Genomic DNA, 16,353 nt, shown 5'->3' on the forward strand with positions numbered 1-16,353 from the left:
GAATCAGGCGCGGCCGGTGGAGGCCCGCCGGGCCGGCCGCGGCCTCACCCTACCCGCGTCCGGTAGCGGGTGTCGGCACCGGACCCGGGCACCCCGCACTCGGGGCCGCTCACCCACGCCCAGCGCTCCCCGGACGGGTCGACGAAGCGTACGACCAGCGCCGGCGCGCCCCGGAAACGCGCGTAGTCGACGAGGTCGACGGTGAGCGGACCGGCCCCGTGCTCGGCGCTGACGGCCGTGAGGCAGTCGGCCAAGGCGGCGGTGCCGGTGAGTCGGCCCAGGTCCCCGACGGCCGGCATCCGTTCGCCGCTGTCGCCCCCGACGGGCGCGTCCGGCCCCGACCCGAACGACCTCGGCGGCTCGCTGGCACCGGGGGACGGCCGACCGCCGGCGGCCAGGGTCTCCGGCGTCCAGTCGGTGCCCGAGCGCCGCGGCGCGCCGGCGATGGTGAACGCGCCGCCGCCCGACTCCGCCTGCGCGCTGATCGCCCGGTCGGCCGTGCCGCCGCTCTGGTCGCTGTCGCCGACCACCTGGTTGAGCCCGAACCCGACGGCGACGACCGAGGCCGCGGCCAGGGCCACCGGCCCGGCGAGCCGCGCCCAGCGCCGCCCACGGCCCCCGGGGCGGCCGGTCGCCGGGCCGGGACCGCCGGCGGGCCGGCGCGTACCGCCGGTGGGCTGGGCGGGCACCCGGCCGACCCGGGCCGGGTCGGCGAGGCCCGCCCGGTTGGGCTGGTCGGTGACACCGGCGGGCGTGCCGGGGCCGGCACCGGCCAGCGCGGCGGTGATCCGGTCTGCGACCACCGGCGGCATCTGTGGTGCGGGCCCGGCCCAGGCCGCGAGGGCGTCGCCGACCGGGGCCAGGGCCGCCGCCAGCGCGTCGTGGGCCTCGGCCCAGGCCGGGTCCTCCGCGACGAGCCGCGCCACGACCGCCTCGTCGGGGGTGCCGTCCAACGCGCCGCCGAGGTAGTCGGCGAGCAGGTCGAGGTCGACCTCCCTGAACCCCCCGGCAGTCACGAGTCCTCCTGGTTGGCGACGCGCCGGGAGCGTCCCGACCCTGATCGGACGCCGTCGGCCGGCCGGGGGTTCCCCTGGGTGACGGCGGGCACGTCCGGGCCGTGGGAGCCGTCGGCACCGGCGCGCGGCGAGGCCAGCCGCACGGCGGGGCCGGGCTGTCGGCCCGCCCCTGCGGCGTCGCCGGCCGGGCCGTCGGGCAGTGCGCCCGTACGCAGGTGCCCGAGGGCGACGGCGAGCCGGGCCCGACCCCGGGCGCAGCGGCTCTTGACCGTCCCCTCGGCGACGTCGAGGATGCGGGCCACCTCGGCCACCGGGTAGCCCTGCACGTCGACGAGGATCAGCGCCGCCCGCTGCTCGACGGGCAGTTCGGCGAGCGCCTGCCGGACCACCAGGGCGGTGTCGTGGTCCTGGACGGGGGCGGCGGGCTCCAACCCGCCGGTCGACGGGCCGCCGTCGACGCCGTGCGTGCCGTCGGGCAGCGGGACGGTCGGGTGCGCCTGCCGGCGGCGGATCCGGTCGAGGCAGGCGTTCACCACGATCCGGTGCAGCCAGGTGGTCACCGCCGAGTCGCCCCGGAACCGGGCCGCCGCCCGGTGGGCGGACAGCAGCGCGTCCTGGAGGGCGTCGGCGGCCTCCTCGCGGTCGCCGAGGGTCCGCAGGGCGACCGCCCAGAGCCGGTCCCGGTGCCGGTGGAACAGCTCGGTGAAGGCGTCCCGGTCACCGGCGACGTGGGCGCGCAGCAGGTCGACGTCGCTCGCGCGCTCGCCGTGAGCGTCCATCACCGCGCCCGATCGCTGCGGTGCCCCGTCGCCGGGCCCCGGTTCACGACCCCTGGACCGTGATCTCCTGGACGCCGACCTGGTAGCCCCGGTCGTTCGGGGGCAGCTCGGTGATCCAGAACAGCAGGTAGCGGTATTTCGCGTCGGCGTCGAAGCCGTTGAAGGTCATCGTGGTGCCGTCGTGCTGCTCGAAGGGCTGCCCGATCGGGTTCTTCTTGTAGCTGGCGAACAGCTCCTTGTCGCCGGACGACGTGGGCGGCGGGTCGGTGGTGCCCGCGAACAGCTGGGCGGAGGCCCCGGTGGCGGAGAGGCTCACCTGCACCGACTTGACGGTGCGCTCCTCGCCGAGGTCGATCCAGACGCCCATGCCGCTCTTGGTGTTGCCGAAGTTCGACCGGGTGTAGGTGTCGGTGTCCCAGCCCTTGTCCGCGTCGCCGTCGATCACCTTCTCGGCCCCGCCCAGCTCGTCGCGGAGCTTGCTGTCCGGGTCGACGATGCGGACCTCGGTCACCGACAGCTTGCGCACGGCGGCGGCGGGGGTCGCCTCGGCCGCCGGGGCGCTGCTGGACGGCCGGGCCACCGGCTCGGTCTGCGGCGTCTCGTCGTCGTTGCCGAGGATGCTGATGCCGATGAGCAGGCCGACGAGGGCGACCGCCAGCAGGCCGGCGATGCCGACGGCGACCTTCCGCCCGGCGACCGAGGCCAGCGGCGACGGCTCCTCGCCGTTGTCGGCGGCGAACCGCAGCGGGCCGGCGGGCTCCAGGTAGCCGTCGTCCTCCACCGGGATGTCCAGCCGGGCCAGCTCGGCCGAGAGCACGTCCGACGGCGGCGGGGCGATGCCAGCGTCGAGCAGGTCCATGGTGAGGTCGTCGAGGTAGGCCGGCACGCCGGCCCGGACCTGGCGGGGCGCGGCGATCGCGCCGCTGGCGTCGCGCACGGCGTCGGGGATCGCGGCCCGGCCGTGTCCGGCGGTGGCGCCGTGCAGCGGGGCCTCGGCGTGCGGCCAGTGCCCGGTCAGGGCGAAGTAGAGGATGCCGCCGATCGCGCGGACGTCGTTCTCCTGGCTGTCGGCGCCGTCGGTGCGGGCGTCGGCCAGGACCACGCGGCCCTCATCGCTGATCATGACGGTGCCCGGGTGCACGTTGCCGTGCACCATGCCGGTGGCGTGCACGGCCGCCAGCGCGCTGGCCACGGCGTTGCCGATCGCGGTCGTCCGGCCCGGGTCGAGGGGGCCGTCGGCGACCATCTCCCGCAGGGACCGGCCGTCCACCCACTCGCGGACCACGTACGCCCGCTCGGCCTCGTCGATCGCGTCGTACACGCCGACCAGGTTGGGGTGGATCACCCGGCTGGCCGCGACGGCCGCCTGGAGCATCTCGGTGGCCGAGTCGCCGCCCGGGTAACGCAGCACGACCGCGACCGGGCGGCGCAGCACCACGTCGACCCCGCGCCAGACCAGCCGGCCCGCGCTGTCGTTGTTGATGTGCTCGACCAGCTCGTACCGCTCGGCGAGGATCTCACCGGCCGTGGGAGCACCGAAGGTCATGATCGGCGGAGCGCTCTCCTCCGCCTGCTGACCCTCGCCGACCTGGGTCACCCGTCCTCCCTCGGTGATCGTGTCGATCGATGGACCCGCGCTGCTGGGCATCTGGCTTCCCGCTCTGCCTGTTGAGGAACCGACCGACGGTCTCGACGCGGAGCGCCGGGGGTCAGCCGTACCCGTCGAGAGCGACCTTACCCGGGTTGCCGGCCTCCCCGACATGTCATCTTCCCGGCGTACCCGGCTGAGGTGCCGGGAGTGGCCGCGCCTGTCCGGTTACGACCGTTGTCGGCCGCGTTGCTGGCACATGTACTAGCCAATCTAGAGGTTGACGGCAAGTAGTCGTTGCAGGGGCCGCGCCGGTGTGGCGTCCGGGCGACGGCGACGGATTCCCCGCCGAACGGCCCGCCATACTCAGCCTTACGGCTGGTTGTCCACAGGGCCTTATGGCTGCTGAGCGGCGAATCGCTGAGTTATCCACAGGGCTGTCCCCAGCCTGGTGATCCTCGGTCACGCTCCGTGTCTGCCGAGCGGAGGGTCCGCTCGACCGGCTGGCCCGAAGCGGCCAGCGGGCCCGGTCAGCGGCCGAGGCGGCGGCGGACCATCCCGACCACCTCGGTGATCTCGCCGATCCGCAGCACCATGGCGAGCCCGAGGTACGTCCCCGCGATGACCGCGCCGCCGACGACCAGCCGGAACACGGCCTGCGGCCAGCTCAGTGTGTCGCCGCCCGGCAGCAGGTTCACCACGAGCAGGCCGGCCAGCGCGGCACCGAGCGCGGCCACCAGGACCTTGCCGAGGGTGCGCAGGATCCCGCCCAGCCCGATCCGGCCGACCCGGGGCCGCAGCAGCATCGCGGAGAACACGGCGGCGGCCAGGTAGGAGACCGCGTTGCCGATCATCATCCCCGCCGCCGCGAAGGTGGCGGAGAAGGCGGCGAACAGCGCGATCTGCACGCCGATCCGCAGCGCCACCACCGGAATGTTGATCAGGGCCGGGGTGCGGGTGTCCGGGAGCGCGTAGAAGGCGAACGTGAACAACTGGCTGACCGCGAACGGGACCAGGGCCAGCGCCGCGACCAGCAGCACCAGCGAGGTGGCGGTGGCGTTCTCGTCGCTGAACGCGCCGTAGCGGAACAGCGTCACCGACAGCGGGCCGGCGAGCACCGCGTAGCAGACCGCGATGGGGGCGAGCACCGCCGTGACCGTCCGGGTGCCCCGGGACAAGTCGGCGGCGAGGTCGGCGTACCGGCCGTCGGCGGCGGCGGCGCTCATCCGGGGCATCAGCGCCGTGATGATCGACACGGCGATGATGCCGTGCGCCATCATCAGCAGCAGGAAGACGTTGTTGTAGATCAGCGGGCCGGCGGCGTTCTCCCGGCCGGCGCGGTTGAGCAGGTTGAACAGGACGATCAGGCCGATCTGGCTGACCGCCACGTAGCAGAACATCCACGCGCCGAGCCGGCCCAGCTCGCCCAGGCCCAGCGCCCGGAAGTCGAACCGCAGCCGCCAGCGGAACCCCACCTTGCGCAGGGCCGGCAGCAGCCCGGCCGCCTGGATCGCCACCCCGAGCAGGGTGCCGCCGCCGATCAGCAGGATCCGCCCGGTGGTCATCTGCTCCGGCTCGACGATCTCCGCGCCGAAGATGGCGATGTAGAGGCCGACGGTGCCGATCACCACGAGGTTGTTCAGGATCGGCGCCCACATCGGGGCGGCGAAGTGCCCCCGGGTGTTGAGCACCGCGCTGATCAACGCGCTGAGACCGGTGAAGAAGATCATCGGCAGCATCAGGTACGACAGGTCGGTGACCAGCGACTGGTAGTCGCCGCTGGACTTGTCGCTCGCGTACAACGCGGTCAGCACCGGCGCGCCCACGACGGCGAGCAGCGCCGCGGCGGCCAGGGTGACCACCGCGAGCGTCAGCAGCCGCTGCGTGTACGCCTGCCCCTGGTCCGCGTCGGCCTTGCGGCGGCGCACGAGCACCGGGATCAGGACGCTGGTGAGGATGCCGCCCAGCAGGAACTCGTAGACCATCCCCGGCAGGATCTGCGCCGTCGTGTACGCGTCGCCGACCAGCGCCCCGCCCAGCGCGGCGGTCAGCGCCAGCGTGCGCAGGAAGCCCGTACCTCGACTGACCAGGCTGCCGATCGCCATCACCGCGCTGTTCGTCGCGGCGCTGGCCTCGGCGACCTGCTCCTGGGGCGGCGCGGTCGACTCGATCGCGGGCTGGTTCAGCGGCTCCGCCGAGATGAAGGTGGCGTCGTCGCCGGGGGGCCGGCCGCCGCCCTGCGCGGCGTTCGCGCTGCGGTAGAGACCGCCGCTCATCTCCAGCCTCCCAGGGGTACGTCGGAGCCGGGCACCGGCCCGCACACCATGACCATAGTCAACACCTGCTGGTTACCCGCGCCCGGCGGATCAGGCCCCCGACCCGACCGATAGGCTGGCGATCCCATGTCCGAAGCCTCCGCACCCCACGCCGCCGACCGCCGCGAGCTCACCGCCGCGCAGCGCAACGCCGTCGCCGAACTGCTCCGCGTCTCGCCGGTCGCCGACGAGCTTGGCCGCCGGTTCGCCGACGCCGGCCACGAACTGCACCTGGTGGGCGGTTCGGTGCGCGACGCCCTGCTCGGCCGCCTCGGCGACGACCTCGACTTCTGCACCGACGCCCACCCCGACCAGACCCTGCGGATCGTCAAGGGCTGGGCCGAGTCGATCTGGGAGACCGGGCGCGAGTTCGGCACCATCGGCTGCCAACGCGACGGGCTGCGGCTGGAGATCACCACGTTCCGCGCCGAGGCGTACGACCAGGTCAGCCGCAACCCGATCGTGGAGTACGGCACCAGCCTCACCGAGGACCTCAGGCGTCGCGACTTCACCATCAACGCGATGGCGGTGAGCCTGCCCGCGCACCGGTTCACCGACCCGCACGGCGGCCTCGACGACCTCGCCGCCCGGGTGATCCGCACCCCGGGCACCCCCGCCGAGTCCTTCGGCGACGACCCGCTGCGGATGCTGCGGGCCGCCCGGTTCGCCGCCCAGCTCCGCTTCGCGGTGCACCCCGACGTGCGGGCCGCGATGACTTCGATGGCCGCCGACCTCGACCGGATCACCGCCGAGCGGATCCGCGACGAGTTCACCAAGCTGCTCTGCGGCGCGGACCCGATCACCGGCCTGCGGCTGCTGGTCGACACCGGCCTGGCCGACCGCTTCCTGCCCGAGCTGACCGGGCTGAAGCTGGAGATCGACGAGCACGCCCAGCACAAGGACGTCTACGAGCACACGCTCACCGTGGTCGCCAACGCCGTGTCGTACGAGACCGACGGGTGCGACTTCGTCCTGCGGATGGCCGCGCTGATGCACGACGTCGGCAAGCCGGCCACCAAGGCCGTCGGGTCGGACGGCCGGGTCAGCTTCCACCACCACGAGGTGGTCGGCGCCCGGCTCACCAAGGCCCGGATGAAGGCCATGCGATACCCGAAGGACGTCACCGCCCAGGTGGTCAAGCTGGTCGGCCTGCACCTGCGCTTCTACGGGTACGGCCGGGGCGAGTGGACCGACTCGGCGGTCCGCCGCTACGTCACCGACGCCGGTGACCTGCTGGCCCGCCTGCACAAGCTGACCCGTTCGGACTGCACCACCCGCAACCGGCGCAAGGCGGCGGCCCTCGCGGCCGACTACGACGCGCTGGAGGAGCGGATCGCCCGGATCGCCGCCGAGGAGGACCTCGCCCGGGTCCGCCCCGACCTCGACGGCAACGCCATCATGGAGCTGCTCGGCGTGCCGCCGGGGCCGATCGTGGGCCGGGCCTGGAAGCACCTCAAGGAGCTGCGCCTGGAGCGCGGCCCGCTGGACCGCGACGAGGCCGAGGCGGAGCTGCTGCGCTGGGCCCGCGAAGAGGGCGTCGGCGGCTGATCCCGGGTCTGCCGGGACGGCGCGACGCCCCGATCGCCCGTCCTGTCGGGAAACTGACGACGCGACGGCAGCGTATCGACCGATCGGCTGAGGTAATTCCGTTCGAGCAGCGTCCATGATGATGCAACATCATCGTGGCCTCCTGTCCATTTCAGTGTGAGGCCTGATTCATTGTTCTCGGCCGTCCGAGGTGGATGGCCGATGCTGCAACGGGGAGATCTCTTTGACACGTCGTGGCGTAATGCGCCGCTCTGCGGTGGCCGGGCTCGCCCTCGCCTCCGCGACCTCCATCGCCCTCGCCACCACCGGCGGCGCGGCGATGGCCGAACCGACCCCCCAGGCCAGCCCGGAGACGGCCGGCGTGGAGGCGTCCAGCCTGGACGCCGCCGGCAACCCGGTGCGGCCGAACCTGACCGCGCCGAAGCGGTCGCAGGCGCGTGACGCCTCGACCAAGGGCGTCGTGCCGGGCCGCTACATCGTCAAGCTGAAGAACGGCAAGGCCAGCGCGAGCACCACCCGCAGCACCGTCAAGGCCCTGTCCAAGGCCAACGGCGGCACGGTGCGCAAGGTCTTCACCGGGGCCCTGCGCGGCTACTCCGCGCAGCTCACCCCCGCTCAGGCGAAGCGGCTGGCGGCCGACCCGGACGTCGCGTACGTCGAGCCGGTCCGCAAGGTCTCGGCGAGCGGCACCCAGACCAACCCGCCCTCGTGGGGTCTGGACCGGATCGACCAGACCACTCCGGCGCTGAGCAAGTCCTACACGTACCCGTCGTCGAGCGGCGTCACCGCGTACATCATCGACAGCGGCATCAACATCAACCACCAGGACTTCGGCGGCCGGGCCAGCTCCGGGTTCGACGCGATCGACGGCGGCGACGCCGCCGACTGCAACGGCCACGGCACGCACGTGGCGGGCACCGTGGGCGGCACCACCTACGGCGTCGCCAAGGACGTCGACCTGGTCGCGGTCCGCGTGCTCGACTGCGAGGGCTACGGCTCGACCGAGGGGGTCGTCGCCGGGATCGACTGGGTGACCAACAACGCCCAGAAGCCCGCGGTGGCGAACATGAGCCTCGGCGGTGACGTGGACCCGGTGCTGGACGACGCGATCGCCACCTCCATCGGCCAGGGCATCACCTACGTCGTCGCCGCCGGCAACGAGGCCGACGACGCCTGCGCGTACTCCCCGGCCCGCGCGCCGGCCGCCATCACCGTCGGCGCCACCGACCGGGTCGACATGATGGCCGGCTTCTCCAACTACGGGACCTGCCTGGACACGTTCGCTCCCGGCGTCGGCATCACCTCGGCGTGGATCGGCGGCACCACCGCGACGGAGACGATCAACGGGACGTCGATGGCCGCGCCGCACGTGGCCGGCATCGCCGCCCAGCTGCTCGCCCAGAACCCGAGCTGGACCCCGCAGCAGGTGCGCAACGCCGTCGTCACCAACGGCGTCTCCGGCGCGGTGCTCGGCCCGGCGGGCAGCATCGACCGGCTCGCGCACGTGGGCGCGGCCCCGGTGGCCCGCACCAACGTCGGCCTGCGGGCCCGGGTCAACGACTCCCTCGTCGTGGCCGAGAGCGGCGGCACCAAGCCGCTGATCGCCCGCAGCTGGCAGCTCGGCGGGTGGGAGAAGTTCGACGTCGTCTCCGTCAGCAGCGGGGTGGTCGCCCTCAAGTCGAAGGCCAACGGCAAGTACGTCGCGGCCGACGGCAGCGGCAGCAAGCCGCTGATCGCCAAGAGCACCGCGATCGGCTCGTGGGAGAAGTTCGCGCTCGTCAACAACACCGACGGCAGCGTCAGCCTCAAGGCGCAGGTCAACGGCAAGTACGTGGCCGCCGACGGCGCTGGCACCAAGCCGCTGCTCGCCAAGAGCGCCAGCATCGGCGCCTGGGAGAAGTTCGACTTCGAGGCACCCAACCCGATCGTCAGCGTGAAGGCCAAGGCCAACGGCAAGTTCGTGGCGGCCGACGGCGCCGGCAGCAAGCCGCTGCTGGCCAAGAGCACCGCGGTCGGCGCGTGGGAGAAGTACGAGCTGGTCGACCTCGGCTACGGGTGGGTCGCCTTCCGCGCGCTGGTCAACAACAAGTACGTGACGGCGCAGAGCGGCGGCTCCCAGCCGCTGCTGGCGAAGGGCAGCGCGGTCAGCGACTGGGAGGCGTTCTTCGTCGGCTGGCACCACCCGGACGGCACCGTCCACCTGTACGCGAACGCGAACGGCAAGATCGTCAAGGCGGACAGCGGCGGCAGCAAGCCGCTGATCGCCAAGAGCACCTCGGTCGGCGCCTGGGAGCAGTTCACCATCGGCCTCGCCTGAGGATCCCGCACCACAATCCGGCGCCCGTCGGCACCGCCCCCAACGACCGGGGTGGTCCGGCGGGCGCCGGCCTTTCCCGGGACGGCCGAATCCTCCGTACCGAAAGCGAAGCCGGCCGGGCCACGACGGGCCCGGCCGGCTTCGTGTTGCTGATCAGGCTCAGCGGTCGACGGCGGTCCCGTCCACCGTGGCCGCCTCGGTGCCCGCGTTGCGCGCCGCGCCCAGCTTGGCGAGCAGGCCGGCCAGGTCGATGCCCGTCAGGTCGGTGCCGAGCTGGAGGCCCTGCGCCACGTTGCTCGCCACCGACTTCGTCAGCGTCGACGCCCCGTCGGTGGAGATGACCGTCATCTTGTCGATCGCGCCGATCGGCGCGCTGGCGGCCTCGACCACCTGCGGCAGCACCCGGACCAGCAGGTCCAGCACCGCTGCCTCCCCGTACGCGGCGAACGCCTCGGCCTTGCGGGCCATCGCGTCGGCCTCGGCCTGGCCCTTGGCCAGGATGGCCGCCGCCTCCGCCTGGCCCTCCCGCTCGACCGCCTCGGCGATCGCGGACCGGCGGCGCTGCTCGGCCTCGCCCTCCTTGGCGCCCTCGATGGCGTTCGCCTCGGCCAGCGCGGCCCGGCGGGCCCGCTCGCCCTCACCGGTGAGCCGGGCCTGCTCGGCGGCGGCCTGGGCGGCGGCGATGGTGGCCTGCCGCTGCGCGTCGGCGTTGAGCACCGCCGCGTTGCGAGCCGCCTCGGCCTCCTGCTCCACCTTGTACCGGGCGGCGTCGGCCGGCTTGCGGACCTCGGTGTCGAGCTGGCGCTGCTTCAGCTCGGCGTTGCGCTCGGCGACCTTCTGCTGCTCGGAGAGGATCGCCTGGTCCCGCTCGGCCTGGGCGAGCGGGCCGGCCGCCGCCGACTTCGCCTTCGCCGCGTCGATCTCCGCCTGGATGGCGGCCTGCTTGAGCGACAGGTTCCGGTTCGCCTCGGCGATGGCCTCCTCGGCGAGCAGCCGCTCCTGTTCGGCCTGCTGCCGGGCCCGGGCCTCGGCGATCGCCGCGTCCTTGAGGACACGGGCCGCCTCCGGCCGCCCGAGGTCCTGGAGGTACGACCCCTCGGCGACGATGTCCTGGAGCTGGAAGGTGTCCAGCACCAGCCCCTGGTTGGTCATCGAGTGCTCGGCCTCCTCGGCCACCGCGCTGGCGAACGCCGCCCGGTCCCGGATGACCTCCTCGACGGTGAGCCGGCCGACGATCGAACGCAGCGCGCCGGCCAGCACCTCGCGGGTGAAGTTGTCGATCTCGTCCTGCTGGTGCAGGAAGCGCTGCGCGGCGGCGCGGATCGCGTCCTCGGTGCCGCCGACCTTGACGATGGCGACGCCGTGCAGCTCGGCCCGGATGCCCTGCTTGCTCACGGCGCCCTTGATGCCGACGTCGATGCGGCGGCTGGACAGGTCGAGCGACTGGAGCTTCTGCACCACGGGCAGCACGAACACCGACGCGCCGAGGACGACCTTCTGGCCGGACATGTCGGTGGACCGGCCGCCGTCGGCGGTCTCGGTGGTCCGGCCCTTGCGGCCGGTGACGATGAACGCCTCATTGGGCCCGGCGACCTTGATCCGGGACAGCACGAACAGGACGAGGACGACGACGAGGAGCACCGCGCCGCCGATGGCGATGAGAAGGGGCATACGACTTCCGCTCTGCGACAGGGGAGGGGGACGGTGGGGTCAGTAGGTCTCGACGTGCACGCTGGTCTCGCTCAGGGCCTCGACCACGAAGATCTGCTCGCCCATTCCGATCGGCCGGTCGGCGCGGGCGTTGAGCTTGACCGGCTGGCCGGCGACGCGGACCCTGACCTCGCCGTAGCCGTCCACGGGGATCGGGGTCACGACCAGGCCGAGCGCGCCGACGAGGTGGTGGCGGGTGGGCGTGGGGTCGGTGCGCATGGTGCGGGCCGCCCGGCTCATCCGGGCCGCGACCCACGCGGTGGGCACCGCCGCCACCGCGCCGCCGGCCACGGCCGCCGCCACCATCCCGGGGGTACGCGCACCGAGCAGCTCGTTGACGATCGCCGCGCCGAAGCCGAACGCGCCGGCGAACCCGGCGACCGCCTCCAGGGACACCGGACCGTCGGCACCGGGATGGCTGAAGTGGAACAGCTCGGTGCCGAGCAGGGCCAGCGCCAGCACGCCGACGCCCGCCCCGCCGATGATCAGGAAGATGAGCGTTCCGGTGGCCACGACCTGCACGGTAGCCGCCCTGTGCAAGGTCATCCGGGTGTGGCGGGGTGCCCCGTCACGCGGGACGTCGTGCTTTCCCGGTCCACCGGACCGGCCGGAACCGGCTGCGGTGTCCGGCGGAGTCGAAGGCGCTGAGGTCATTCACACCTAAGGCGCCTTCCGCTGCAATACCGCGTAAATCAGCCCTCGTCTGAGCTGCAAATTTCGGCGCGCGGGAGTTGACCATACCGCGCAGCGGGGAAGCCCTTGCCCTGGTAAGGAGTTCCTACATAGCATATTGATACTCTCAAATTTTATCGATCGAGAGTGAGATCCTTCTGATTCGAGACCCTGACGCTTCCTCTCCTTTCTTAGGGTGTCGGCAGGGGAATTGTTCGTGAGCGAGGAGGAGTGATGAGAGAGATCAGGATCAGTCGACGGGGAGGGTTTGCCGCGCTGGGTGCGGGCCTCGGCGCCGCCCTGCTCGGCACAAGCCTCACCGACCGGGCAGAGGCCGCATCGCGTGCGGCATCGTCCCACGGCATCCAATCGAAGAAGGGCGCGGTCGGCTACAGCATCACGATCTCGAACAATTCTGCGCTGGATGGCATGAATGCCATCCTCTTCCAGGAGAACCCCGTGCTTCCGAGCGACGCGGCCACGCTCGCCTGGATGTCGAAGATGTGCCACCCGTCGACGACTATCGAATATCAGTGGAGCATCGACTACAACTTCGTCTGGGGTCAGGTCGGAACTCTCGTCCCCGGTACGCAGTTCGTGGCAGGCCAGATCCTCCAGGCCGACCTGACCCAGAACAATCTGGTGGCCCTCTCCTACGTCGACGGCGGTTTCGAATTCGGCCCAACCAGCCCGTCCGGAAAGAATGGAAGCCTGATGATCAAGGAGGACGACACCGTGCCGGGGCCGGGGAACGACGACCAGGGAAGCGTGGGAATCGGTATGTCGGGTGCCGGCACGTTCGTGGTGCCGACGGTGCCGAACACCGGGGTCGAGTTCGACCCCAAACCCACCTACTGGGTCGCCTTCGGGAGCTTCGCGAGCAGCGAGGTGATGGACGTCTCCGAGCTCACCCAGCCGGCCAAGGTGGTGTACCCCGACGGCATGACCAGCGCCAAGGCCCTCTTCGACGGCAAGGAATGGAGCATCTCCTACGGGAACTAGCGGCCGGGTGGGCACAGTTCACGGCCGCCCGCACCGTCAGCCGGGCGCGATGGCGAGGTTACGGTCGACCAACTCGGGCGGGAGCGGCTGCCGCACCAGCTCCCGCCCGGTCGGGTCGGCGAGCACGAAGTCTCGGTCGGCGGGGTGGCCGGTCGGGGCGTGTCGCGCTGGCGGGGGAGAATGGGGCGTGCGCTGGACTGTGCTCGGCTCCCCGATCGGCGCGTTCTCCGTGGCCACCGACGACGACGCCGTGTGCGGCGCGCACTTCGGGCGGGTGGAGAGCGCCGTCGACGTCCCCGGCGACGAGCTGTCCGGCCGGGCCGTGGCCGAGCTGCGGGCATACTTCGCCGGGGAGCTGACCGAGTTCACGGTGCCGGTGGCGGCGCGCCGGGGCTCCGAGTTCGAGCGCGCGGTGTGGCGGGAGATGACCCGCATCCCGTACGGGGAGACGTCGACCTACGGCGAGGTGGCCCGGCTGGTCGGCGGCGGTGACCCGGGGGCGGCGCGGGCCGTCGGGGTGGCCTGCAACCGCAACCCGATCCCCGTGATCGTCCCCTGCCACCGGATCGTGGGTGCGGGGGCGAAACTGGTCGGGTTCGGCGGCGGCCTGCCCCGCAAGGTGAAGCTGCTGGAGCTGGAGGCCGGCGTCGCCCTGCGCCGCGCCTGGTCCTGACCGTGCAGATGCGTCGAAGCACGGTCCACTCGTGGTGCTGCTGCCTACGAAAGGGTGAACCCAGGGCTGGGGCCATGATCGTCTGACGTCTACCGAGAGAAGGAACGGCGTGTCGTGTCCGTAAACGACAGACGATCATGGGCTGGGGAGGGCCGGGTCCCGACGGACCCGGCCCTCCGTGATCGTGCTGTTGGTCAGCGCGTCAGCGCTCGACCTCGCCCTTGATGAACGCCTCGACGGCGGCGTGCGCGTCGTGGTCGGCGTACTGCACCGGCGGGGACTTCATGAAGTACGACGAGGCCGACAGGATCGGGCCGCCGATCTTGCGGTCCAGGGCGATCTTCGCGGCCCGGACGGCGTCGATGATGACGCCCGCCGAGTTCGGCGAGTCCCACACCTCGAGCTTCAGCTCCGCGTTGAGCGGGGTGTCGCCGAAGGAGCGGCCCTCCAGGCGGATGTAGGCCCACTTGCGGTCGTCGAGCCACGGCACGTGGTCCGACGGGCCGATGTGCACGTCGCTCTTCTGCATCTCGTGCGGGATCTGGGACGTGACCGACTGGGTCTTCGAGATCTTCTTCGAGACCAGCCGGTTGCGCTCCAGCATGTTCATGAAGTCCATGTTGCCGCCGAAGTTGAGCTGGTACGTGCGCAGCAGCTCGACCCCGCGGTCCTCGAACAGCTTCGCGAGGGCCCGGTGCACGATGGTCGCGCCGACCTGGCTCTTGATGTCGTCGCCGACGATCGGCAGGCCCGCGTCGGTGAACTTCTTCGCCCACTCCGGGTCGGAGGCGATGAAGACCGGCAGGGCGTTGACGAACGCGCAGCCGGCGTCGATCGCGGCCTGGGCGTAGAACTTGTCGGCCTGCTCGGAACCGACCGGCAGGTAGGAGACGACGACGTCGACCTGCGCGTCGCGCAGCGCCTTGGCCACGTCGACCGGCTCGGCGTCCGACTCCTCGACGATCTCGCGGTAGTACTGGCCCAGGCCGTCGAAGGTCGGGCCGCGCTGCACGCTGACGCCGGTCGGCGGCACGTCGCAGAGCTTGATCGTGTTGTTCTCGCTGGCGACGATCGCCTCCGCGAGGTCCATGCCCACCTTCTTGGCGTCGACGTCGAACGCCGCGACGAACTCCACGTCCGAGACGTGGTAGTCGCCGAAGGTGACGTGCATGAGACCCGGGACGCGGTCGTTCGGGTCGGCGTTGCGGTAGTACTCCACGCCCTGTACGAGGGACGAGGCGCAGTTACCCACACCGACGATGGCGACGCGGACGGAGCCCATAGCGTCTGCCTCCTTCTTCTTCATCACGGCCGCTCTTTCCTGGACTCTCCAGGCGGAGGCGGGCTGTCGTTATCTCGTCGGCCGCCGGCCGTCCCGGTGTCCGGGACCGTCGGGGCACGGCCGGAGCGCTCGTTGGCGATGAGCTCCTCCAGCCAGCGGACCTCGCGTTCACAGGCGTCGAGGCCGTGGCGCTGAAGTTCCAGGGTGTACGCGTCGAGGCGCTCGGCCGCCCGGCCCAGCACGTCGCGAAGCCCCTCGCGGCGTTCCTCGATCTTGCGGCGGCGGCCCTCCAGGATGCGCAGCCTGGTCGCCTGGTCGGTGCGGGCGAAGAACGCGAAGTGCACGCCGAAGCCCGTGTCGTCGTACGTCTCGGGGCCGGCCTGCGCGATCAGCTGGGCGAAGCGTTCCTTGCCCTCCGCAGTGATCTTGTAGACCACCCGCCCCCGGCGGCTGGTCAGTGCGGGGACCTCCTCGGCGGTGGCGGGCGTCTCGTCGGCCTCGGTGATCCACCCGGCCGCCTGCAGTCGGCGCAGGGTGGGGTAGAGCGAGCCGTAGCTGATCGCCGCGCGGATCGCGCCCAGCTTGGCCGCGAGCTCCTTGCGGAGTTCGTAGCCGTGCATCGGGGACTCCTGGAGGAGGCCGAGGATGGCGAGATCGAGCACGGGCCACCCCTTCTTACCCCCGACGCGGAGACTCAACCACCGCGATGTATCGGACCGATACATCGCACGTTAGCCGCTCACCAAGGATCAGGGCAAACCCCCACGCCGAATTCTCGGGGTCACCGATTGTGACGGTGGTCGCCTCGCCGCGCCGGACCGCGTACCCTTCTCCGCATGCGTACGCAGCGCCAGGTCGTCGACTACTCGCTCCGGAAGCGAGCGGTGCTGCGTGAACTTCTCGCTGGCCGGGTGGGCACGTACGACGTCTGCGACGCGTCGCCGTACCTGAAGAACGCCGCCCGCTTCCACGGTGAACCCACCGAGGAGCGCTGCCCGATCTGCCGCAGCGAGAACCTCACCCACGTCCACTACATTTACGGGGACGAACTCAAGCAGTCCGCCGGGCAGGCGCGTACCCTTGCCGAGTTGCCCGTCCTGGCGATGACGCTGCGTGAGTTCCAGGTGTTCGTGGTGGAGGTGTGCCTCGGCTGCGGCTGGAACCACCTCGTCGAGCAGTTCCTGCTGGGCCGGGACGGGCTGGCCGGCGGCGCGGAGAACGGGTCGGACCAGGGCGCGGCCGGCGCTTCGGCCGCCACGGCCCCGGGTGCCGGCCCGGCCGTTCGGCGGAGGCGAGAGGCGCAACGGTGAACCCAGCTGACTCGGTTGGCCCGATGTGGAGGAGGCGGGACGGCCGACAGCTCTTAGGGCCGATAGGTCCGATTGATCCGGAAGTGATGCCCTCGGCCCGACTCGTTCGGGCGGCGGCGTCCTGTGTTTCAGCTCACGGCA

The 16,353-nt window shown here is 72.0% G+C and carries 13 protein-coding genes; 5 read left to right on the forward strand and 8 right to left on the reverse strand.

The genetic code is table 11. The features are described 5' to 3' along the window. Window positions 1–44: 44 nt before the first annotated feature. From LPU61_RS19740 to murJ, 4 genes are all read right to left on the reverse strand, one after another. The gene (locus tag LPU61_RS19740) at window positions 45–1,016 is read right to left on the reverse strand and encodes a hypothetical protein (RefSeq protein ID WP_043960987.1); all 972 of its coding nucleotides are present in this window, start codon (window positions 1,014–1,016) and stop codon (window positions 45–47) included. Further along, window positions 1,013–1,795, reverse strand: a complete 783-nt coding sequence (gene sigM, locus LPU61_RS19745) for an RNA polymerase sigma factor SigM (protein ID WP_043960985.1) — start codon at window positions 1,793–1,795, stop codon at window positions 1,013–1,015. The genes LPU61_RS19740 and sigM overlap by 4 nt, the downstream gene beginning before the upstream one ends. A gap of 43 nt (window positions 1,796–1,838) precedes the next feature. Further along, entirely contained in the window at window positions 1,839–3,443 is a 1,605-nt protein-coding gene (locus tag LPU61_RS19750) for a protein kinase family protein (RefSeq protein WP_229405706.1), read from the reverse strand. A gap of 470 nt (window positions 3,444–3,913) precedes the next feature. Next, entirely contained in the window at window positions 3,914–5,659 is a 1,746-nt protein-coding gene (murJ, locus tag LPU61_RS19755) for a murein biosynthesis integral membrane protein MurJ (RefSeq protein ID WP_229405707.1), read from the reverse strand. A gap of 126 nt (window positions 5,660–5,785) precedes the next feature. Between murJ and LPU61_RS19760 the strand changes: the two genes are divergently transcribed. Together LPU61_RS19760 and LPU61_RS19765 are read left to right on the forward strand one after the other, a co-directional pair. Then, on the forward strand, window positions 5,786–7,246 hold the full coding sequence (locus LPU61_RS19760) for a CCA tRNA nucleotidyltransferase (protein ID WP_229405708.1): 1,461 nt from the start codon (window positions 5,786–5,788) through the stop codon (window positions 7,244–7,246). 241 nt (window positions 7,247–7,487) lie between these two features. Next, complete coding sequence (locus tag LPU61_RS19765; RefSeq protein WP_229405709.1) at window positions 7,488–9,563, forward strand: S8 family serine peptidase; 2,076 nt, start codon at window positions 7,488–7,490, stop codon at window positions 9,561–9,563. A 159-nt stretch (window positions 9,564–9,722) separates the two neighbouring features. Here the strand turns inward: LPU61_RS19765 and LPU61_RS19770 are convergent, their stop codons facing one another. After that, window positions 9,723–11,234 carry a flotillin family protein gene (locus LPU61_RS19770; RefSeq protein WP_043960978.1) on the reverse strand — a complete coding sequence of 504 codons (1,512 nt, stop codon included), beginning with the start codon at window positions 11,232–11,234 and terminating at the stop codon, window positions 9,723–9,725. Window positions 11,235–11,273: 39 nt separating this feature from the next. Then, window positions 11,274–11,819 carry a hypothetical protein gene (locus LPU61_RS19775; protein WP_043960977.1) on the reverse strand — a complete coding sequence of 182 codons (546 nt, stop codon included), beginning with the start codon at window positions 11,817–11,819 and terminating at the stop codon, window positions 11,274–11,276. 360 nt (window positions 11,820–12,179) lie between these two features. Between LPU61_RS19775 and LPU61_RS19780 the strand changes: the two genes are divergently transcribed. Both LPU61_RS19780 and LPU61_RS19785 read left to right on the forward strand, forming a co-directional pair. Beyond that, window positions 12,180–12,947 carry a hypothetical protein gene (locus LPU61_RS19780; RefSeq protein ID WP_229405710.1) on the forward strand — a complete coding sequence of 256 codons (768 nt, stop codon included), beginning with the start codon at window positions 12,180–12,182 and terminating at the stop codon, window positions 12,945–12,947. Between the two features lie 187 nt (window positions 12,948–13,134). After that, complete coding sequence (locus LPU61_RS19785; RefSeq protein WP_229405711.1) at window positions 13,135–13,620, forward strand: methylated-DNA--[protein]-cysteine S-methyltransferase; 486 nt, start codon at window positions 13,135–13,137, stop codon at window positions 13,618–13,620. Window positions 13,621–13,822: 202 nt separating this feature from the next. Here LPU61_RS19785 and LPU61_RS19790 read toward each other — a convergent pair whose 3' ends face one another. Continuing rightward, complete coding sequence (locus LPU61_RS19790) at window positions 13,823–14,902, reverse strand: inositol-3-phosphate synthase (RefSeq protein WP_043960974.1); 1,080 nt, start codon at window positions 14,900–14,902, stop codon at window positions 13,823–13,825. A 23-nt stretch (window positions 14,903–14,925) separates the two neighbouring features. After that, window positions 14,926–15,564 carry a PadR family transcriptional regulator gene (locus LPU61_RS19795; protein WP_043960972.1) on the reverse strand — a complete coding sequence of 213 codons (639 nt, stop codon included), beginning with the start codon at window positions 15,562–15,564 and terminating at the stop codon, window positions 14,926–14,928. A 174-nt stretch (window positions 15,565–15,738) separates the two neighbouring features. Here LPU61_RS19795 and LPU61_RS19800 point away from each other — a divergent pair, with 174 nt between their 5' ends. Beyond that, window positions 15,739–16,212, forward strand: a complete 474-nt coding sequence (locus tag LPU61_RS19800) for a DUF5318 domain-containing protein (RefSeq protein WP_043960971.1) — start codon at window positions 15,739–15,741, stop codon at window positions 16,210–16,212. Window positions 16,213–16,353: the final 141 nt, after the last annotated feature.

Source organism: Micromonospora sp. NBRC 110038 (assembly GCF_020884815.1).
Lineage (GTDB): Bacteria > Actinomycetota > Actinomycetes > Mycobacteriales > Micromonosporaceae > Micromonospora > Micromonospora haikouensis.